Source organism: Planctomycetota bacterium, from assembly GCA_035574235.1.
Classification (GTDB): domain Bacteria; phylum Planctomycetota; class MHYJ01; order MHYJ01; family JACPRB01; genus DATLZA01.
On sequence record DATLZA010000118.1, the window covers coordinates 1 to 5,904 of the forward strand.

Annotated in this window: 10 protein-coding genes; 7 read left to right on the plus strand and 3 right to left on the minus strand. The window is 69.1% G+C overall.

From position 1 onward, the window contains the following. The 3 genes from VNO22_10935 to VNO22_10945 all read left to right on the plus strand — a co-directional run. The coding region (locus VNO22_10935) for a ferredoxin (protein HXG61882.1) at positions 1–352 on the plus strand (352 nt) is incomplete at its 5' end. After that, on the plus strand, positions 352–894 hold the full coding sequence (locus tag VNO22_10940; protein HXG61883.1) for a 4Fe-4S dicluster-binding protein: 543 nt from the start codon (positions 352–354) through the stop codon (positions 892–894). The genes VNO22_10935 and VNO22_10940, both read left to right, overlap by 1 nt. 79 nt (positions 895–973) lie before the next feature. Continuing rightward, positions 974–1,759, plus strand: coding sequence for a protein phosphatase 2C domain-containing protein (locus tag VNO22_10945; protein ID HXG61884.1), 786 nt, complete (start codon positions 974–976; stop codon positions 1,757–1,759). A 9-nt stretch (positions 1,760–1,768) separates the two neighbouring features. Here VNO22_10945 and VNO22_10950 read toward each other — a convergent pair whose 3' ends face one another. From VNO22_10950 to VNO22_10960, 3 genes are read right to left on the minus strand one after another with little or no spacing between them, the layout of a single operon-like run. After that, complete coding sequence (locus VNO22_10950; protein HXG61885.1) at positions 1,769–2,170, minus strand: response regulator; 402 nt, start codon at positions 2,168–2,170, stop codon at positions 1,769–1,771. Further along, positions 2,167–2,490: a hypothetical protein gene (locus VNO22_10955; GenBank protein HXG61886.1), complete on the minus strand. Its 324-nt coding sequence runs from the start codon at positions 2,488–2,490 to the stop codon at positions 2,167–2,169. Before VNO22_10955 ends, VNO22_10950 begins: the two co-directional genes overlap by 4 nt. 18 nt (positions 2,491–2,508) lie before the next feature. Continuing rightward, positions 2,509–2,877 (minus strand): response regulator, encoded by a 369-nt coding sequence (locus tag VNO22_10960; GenBank protein ID HXG61887.1) that lies wholly within the window; start codon positions 2,875–2,877, stop codon positions 2,509–2,511. A 143-nt stretch (positions 2,878–3,020) separates the two neighbouring features. Between VNO22_10960 and VNO22_10965 the strand changes: the two genes are divergently transcribed. From VNO22_10965 to VNO22_10980, 4 genes are all read left to right on the plus strand, one after another. Next, the gene (locus VNO22_10965) at positions 3,021–3,734 is read left to right on the plus strand and encodes a sigma-70 family RNA polymerase sigma factor (GenBank protein ID HXG61888.1); all 714 of its coding nucleotides are present in this window, start codon (positions 3,021–3,023) and stop codon (positions 3,732–3,734) included. 58 nt (positions 3,735–3,792) lie between these two features. Then, a complete protein-coding gene (locus VNO22_10970) occupies positions 3,793–4,017 on the plus strand; it encodes a zinc ribbon domain-containing protein (GenBank protein ID HXG61889.1) in 225 nt (74 codons plus the stop codon). A gap of 31 nt (positions 4,018–4,048) precedes the next feature. Beyond that, positions 4,049–5,602, plus strand: coding sequence for a DUF255 domain-containing protein (locus VNO22_10975; GenBank protein ID HXG61890.1), 1,554 nt, complete (start codon positions 4,049–4,051; stop codon positions 5,600–5,602). After that, positions 5,599–5,904 (plus strand): hypothetical protein (locus tag VNO22_10980; GenBank protein ID HXG61891.1); only part of this gene is annotated, 306 nt, incomplete at its 3' end. The genes VNO22_10975 and VNO22_10980, both read left to right, overlap by 4 nt.

Consider the following 5,904-nt stretch of genomic DNA (forward strand, 5'->3'; position numbering starts at 1 on the left):
GCCCAAGCCCGCTCCGGCCGCCGCTCCCGCCGCGGCCCCCGCGGCCGCCCCGCCCGCTCCGGCTCCCGCCGGCGGCGCCCAGGTGGACGCGGACGGAAACGCCGTCGAAAGCGGCATCGGCGGCAAGGCCGACAACGGCAAGACCGGCACGGTCGAGAAGGTCTGGATCATCCCCGGCTGCATCGTCTGCGACCTCTGCGAGGACACCGTGTCCGACGTCTTCCACGTCACGGAAACGACCAGCGTCGTCCAGCTCGACAGTCGGCCGCGCTGGGCGGAGCTCTCGGACAAGATCATCGAGGCCGCGCAGGGCTGCCCCGTCAACGTCATCAAGTACGAGCTGAAAAAGTAATGGCGTACTACATCAACGACGAGTGCATCGGCTGTACGATCTGCGCCAAGAAGTGCCCCGTACCCTGCATCTGGGGCCCGGAAGGCGTGGGCGTGACCGCCAAGACCAAGGAGATGCACATCATCGACCCCAAGGCGTGCATCAACTGCGGGGTCTGCGCGAGCTACTGCCCGGTGGACTGCATCCAGAACGAGCACGGAGTCATCGAACCCAAGATCGAGGCGAAAAAGCGCCCCGTGGCCCTCGTGCGAGAAGAGAACTGCACGGGCTGCGAGTGGTGCGTGGACGTGTGTCCCTTCGATTGCATCGAGATGGTGCGGCCCGAGAACCCCTCGGAGTTCTTCGCCGTGGCCCGGGTCACCCGCCCCAAGGACTGTGTGGCCTGCAAGCTTTGCGAAGAGGTCTGCGTCCAGAAGGACGCGATCGTCATCCTCTGGCCGGACGGCTCCTACGCGGAGCACATCGGCGTGGACGTCCGGACCACCTACCTGGGACACGATCGGATGGTCGAGGAGGACCCCAAGCCGGCCCTCCGATCCTGAACCGGGTTCCGTTTCCCCTTTCCCGGGCGGAGTGAAACCTCCGCGGCACGATGCAGTACATAGCCGCGGAGGTGCAGCCATGTTCGAGAAGGGAAGCGTGGCCGAGCCCCCGGGACTCCTGGGCGCGGTTCCGCCGGACGTCGCGGCGTTCAGCCGCCGGGGGACCGGCCGGCCCGTCAACGAAGACGGATATCTCGCCCTGACGGCTCCGGCGCCGGTTCTGGCGGTGGCCGACGGCGTCGGCGGCCGTCCGGGAGGAGCCCGGGCGAGCGACCTGGTCGTGCGCGCGCTGCGCCGCCACGTCGAGCAGCGCGTCCCCGCCGGGGCGCACCCCGAAGCGGTCTTCGAGGGCGCGATCGAGTGGGCCCGACGGGCGCTGGCGCGGGTCGCCCGCTCCTGTCCGGAGCTCGCCCGCATGGGGACGACGCTTACGGCGGCGCTCGCCCGGGGACGATCGCTCGTCGTGGCCCATTTGGGGGACAGCCGCTGCTACCGCCTGCGGAATTCCCGCCTGGAACGGCTTACCCGGGATCACACGCTCGCGGAGTTCTTCGTGGAGCGCGGCATCCTGTCCCCCGAGCGGGCGTCCCGTTCCCGCTGGAAGCACGCGCTCATCCGGGTTCTGAACGCCCGCGGCGAAGAGGTTCGGCCGGATCTTCTCCGGGAGGAAATCCTGGCCGGCGACATGCTTCTCTTGGCGACCGACGGATTGGTCGAGGCCTTGGGAGAGGGGCGGATCGAGGAGATCCTGCAGGAGGCCCGCTCGGCGGCCGAGGCCTGCGGGAGGTTCGTGCGGGAGGTTGAAACGGCCGCCGCGTCGGACGACGCGACGGCCGTGGTCGCGCGTTTTCCGGGAGGAGCTTGAGCGCCTCCGTCAGACCGTGCACAGCTCGCAGGCCGCGCGCGCCAGGGCCCGCCGGACGCGGTCCAGGATCGACGGCAGGTCCATCCATCGCGCCGGGCCCTCCATCGCGGCGCCCGGCTCGCACAGGATCCGGTAGTGCGGGGGGTTCGCGCGGCGCTGGAGGAGCAGGACCGGCGCCTCCGGCGCGATGCTCTTGATCCGGCCGAGCGTCCGCGCTCCCGCGGCGTCCCCTTCCGGGACCGACAGGAGGACGAGTCCGGGCTTGCGCTCCGCCACGAACTGCAGCGCCGCCCTCCCGTGAGCGAGCGTCGCGGTCGGATACCCCGCTCGATCCAACGCCTGATAGAGATTCGCCCGGGATTCCGGGCTGTCGTCCACGACGAGAACGACGGGTCTTTCGTGCGTCCTCATGGGACCTCCTTCCGACAAGGAAACATCTCCTTCCATCCCTCCTTGTACGACACGCCGGTGGAGCGGGTTACCTCGGCGGACGCGCGCCGTGGAGAAAAGTCCAGCAGGCGCGCCGGCTCCCGGACCAGACGCAGGAGCGGGCCGAGCATGTCCTCGCCCGGCCGGACGCCCGGCGTGCCGTACCAGAGGCCCGAGCGTTCCATGTCGCGGACGACGGCGTCGTTGAGCCACGCGTCCGGCGGAGCCGGCGGGTCGTCCGGCGGCGGAACGGCGAGCGCGGAAGCCGCCGGCAGCATCACGGTCAGGATGAAGGTTTTCATCGATCGCTCCTTTCGGTTCTACGCGCAGTAGCGCTTCACGACGCGGAGGAGATCTTCCGGGGAGATGGGCTTGTGAAGAATCGCCTGGAAGAGCCCGCTTTCCTCCGTGCTCAAAGGGTCGGCCGTCGTGGCCACGATCGGGAGGGCGGACCATTTCGAGGTCCGGCGGAGCGCGCGGACCAGGTCGCGCCCGTCCATCACGGGCATCCGAAGATCCAGAAGGACCAGGCACGGTGCGGCGCCGTCCTGAAGACGCTCCAGGGCGTCCCGCCCGTGAGCGGCTTCGACGACGCGGTATCCTTCCTGTCGCAGGAGTTTCGCCACGAAACGGCGGGCTGCGGGGTCATCCTCGACGACCAGGATTCGCCGGGGGGATGGCGTTCGCATACTCCCTCCTTTCTCCGGCCTTCGCGGGGCCGTGGATCGGACGGGAACATCCGGGATTCCATCGCGGGAGTATGTACGCCGGCTTGGGCGGTCGGTTACGCGAGCCTTGCGCCGGGGGCCCGCGGAACCTATAAAAGGGAGTCATGCGCAACCAGACGGAGATTCTTGGGGACGATGTTTCCTTCCACACCACGTCCTGGACCCTCGTGCGTTCGGCCGGGAATCTCGAGTCGCTCGACGCGCTCATCCGGATCTATTGGAAGCCGCTGTACTTTTTCGTCCGGCAGCGCGGGTACGACAACGAGACGGCCAAGGACATCGTCCAGGAGTTCCTCGCCGTGCTGCTGGAGCGAAACGCCTTCGCCAAGGCCGACCCCGGCCGCGGCCGCTTCCGCACGTTTCTTCTGGCCGCGCTGAGCAACTTCCTGAAGGACTACTCCAAGTCCGCCTCCCGCCATAAACGCGGGGGAGGGCAGTCCATTCTTTCCCTGGACTTCGAAAGCGGCGAATCCGAGTACCGACTGGAGGTCGCGGCGGGAGAGACGCCCGAGAATGTGCTCAACCGCGCCTGGGCGCGCAACCTGTGGAGGCAGGCGCTTTCGGATCTCAAGGGGGATCCGGCCCACCTGGAGGCGTTCCGGCTTTACCTCCAGGACGTCGATTACGCGACGATCTCCGCGCGGACGGGGCTTTCGAAGTCGGCGGCCAAGGTCGCGGTCCACCGGCTCAAGGGGCAGCTGCGCGATCTCGTCACTCGCTACATCGGCGCAACGGCGTCGAATCCGGAGGAAATGCGGGCGGAGATCACCGAGTTTCTGGAGCTCCTCGGTTCCAGCCCGCCCAAGGCGCCCGCGTGAACGGCAGGCTACCCCCTGTATTGACCCCGCGAGGGTTTCGCGATTAGAATTCCGGACGATGCCGCTGTTCGAGTATCTCTGCGGTCGGTGCGAGCGCCGGTTCGAGCGCTTGGTCCGCTCGGCGGACGCGCCGGCGGAGTGTCCCCAGTGCGGCTCCCGGGACACGCGGCGGCTTTTCTCGGTCTTCGGGATCAACCTCGGCGCCCCCCCGGAGCAGCCGCCCGCGGGCCTGTGCAACTGCGGGGCCGGCGGATGCGCCATTTGCAGCGCCAAGGTCCAGTGAAGGGGGGAGGTCCCCCGAGAGGGGCCCGCCCATGAACCCGCCTTCCCCCGTCCGCTGGTTCGACTGGACGGACGAGGCTTTCCGCAAGGCGCAGGCGGAGGACAAGCCGGTGGTCCTCACCCTGCATGCCGAGTGGTGCCATGGGTGCCATGTCATGGACCAGTCCGGCTACGGCGACCCGGAGATCGCCGAAATCCTCAACCGAGACTACGTCCCGATCCGCGTGGACACCGACCGCCGGCCCGACATCCACGAGCGCTACACGATGGGCGGCTGGCCGACCGTGGCGTTTCTGACTCCCGAAGGAGACCTCCTGGGCGGGACCACGTACGTTCCCCGCGACACGCTCAAGCGCCTTCTCGTGCAGCTCAAGGTCGGCTACGCCATGCACCGCGCGCGTCTCAAGGAGGAGATCGCCCGCCGCGACGAGAAGATCGCCCAGGTCCTGGAACGCCCCGGTACGGCCCTTTCCGCCCTGACGATGGAGATCTTCCGCAAGACGCTTCGGGGGATCGTCGCGACGTTCGATCCGGCGCACGCGGGCTTCGGCCAGGCGCCGAAATATCCGCTCGTTTCGTCGCTCCGCGTGGTCCTCCAGGCGCTTCAGGAGACGCAGGGTCCCGATTTTCAGGAAGTCCTGGGCCGGACGCTCGACGCGATGGGGGACCGCGGGCTCTTCGACGCCGTGGCGGGCGGATTTTTCCACTATTCGACCAACGACCTCTGGACGGCGCCGCGGTTCGAGAAGATCGGGGAGGACAACGCGGGACTCGTCTCCCTTTACCTGGACGCGTCGCTCGTCATGGGCCGCGAGAAGTACGCCGCGCGGGCCCGCCGGACGCTGGAATGGGCGCGGGAGACGCTCTGGGACGAAGCGCGCGGGGTTTTCGGGGGAAGCCAGCGGGCCGACGAGGAGTATTACCTCCTTTCCCCCGAACAGCGAGCCCGGCGGGCACCGCCTCCGGTGGATCGGACGGTCTACACGCCGACGGTCGCGGCCTTCGTCTCGGCGCACCTGCGGGCGACGGAGGTGTGGGGCGAGCCGGAGTGGGCTGCGCGGGGTCTTCGGGCGCTGGAGTTCCTGCGCCGGGAATGCGTGACGCCCGAGGGGGTGGCGCACTACCACGACGGGCGGCCCCGCATCTTCGGACTTCTGCGGGATCCGGTCGCCCTGGCGGGGGCGCTTCTGGACGCGTACGAGTTCGGAGGAGACCGTTCGCTTCTCGAGGAGGCGGGACGGATCATGGACGCCGTGCCGGGGCGGTTCTGGCTCGATGTGCCGGGAGGGCTGGGGGATCGCGTTCCGGCCCCGGGAGATTTCGGCGACCTGGCGCGGCCGCGCACGCAGATCCACGAGAATGCGCTCGCGGCGCTGCAGTTCGCCCGCCTCTGGAGGATCGCGGGACGGGAGGAACATCGCCGCTGGGCGGAGCGGATTCTCCTGAGTTTTCCGGACTTCCTGGACGGGTACGGACATGCGACAGCGGAGTACGCGATCGCGGCGGACTGGATGGTCCGTCCGCCCGTCGAAGTGGGTCCGGAAGCGAGGCGGGACTACGTGCCCCGCAGGGTGGTTCGGCGGTGAGCTGGTTCCCGGTGTTTCTCTGCCTCTGGTCCGCGGGGACGCTGGGGGCGATCGCGGCGGTGCCCTTCCGAGAGATCGGCAGGTACTACTTCACGTTCCACGGGACGCTGGCGCTCGTGGCGGCGGCGGCGGGGCTGGCGATGGGGCGTCCCTGGGAGGATCTGGCGGCGGCGCGGGCTCCCCTGGAGCGGGCGGCCGCCGCGGCGGCGCTTCTTTTCGGACTGGCGGTGCTCGTGACCAACGCCGGCGTGCGGGCCGTCCGCACGGATCTGCGGCGAGACGCGCTTCTTTTCCCCGTCTCG

Excerpts from the sequence above, each read along its gene's own strand:
- VNO22_10940 (HXG61883.1), top strand. The coding sequence starts at position 352 with ATGGCGTACTACATCAACGACGAGTGCATCGGCTGTACGATCTGCGCC.
- VNO22_10945 (HXG61884.1), top strand. The coding sequence starts at position 974 with ATGTTCGAGAAGGGAAGCGTGGCCGAGCCCCCGGGACTCCTGGGCGCG.
- VNO22_10950 (HXG61885.1), bottom strand. The coding sequence starts at position 2,170 with ATGAGGACGCACGAAAGACCCGTCGTTCTCGTCGTGGACGACAGCCCG.
- VNO22_10955 (HXG61886.1), bottom strand. The coding sequence starts at position 2,490 with ATGAAAACCTTCATCCTGACCGTGATGCTGCCGGCGGCTTCCGCGCTC.
- VNO22_10960 (HXG61887.1), bottom strand. The coding sequence starts at position 2,877 with ATGCGAACGCCATCCCCCCGGCGAATCCTGGTCGTCGAGGATGACCCC.
- VNO22_10965 (HXG61888.1), top strand. The coding sequence starts at position 3,021 with ATGCGCAACCAGACGGAGATTCTTGGGGACGATGTTTCCTTCCACACC.
- VNO22_10970 (HXG61889.1), top strand. The coding sequence starts at position 3,793 with ATGCCGCTGTTCGAGTATCTCTGCGGTCGGTGCGAGCGCCGGTTCGAG.
- VNO22_10975 (HXG61890.1), top strand. The coding sequence starts at position 4,049 with ATGAACCCGCCTTCCCCCGTCCGCTGGTTCGACTGGACGGACGAGGCT.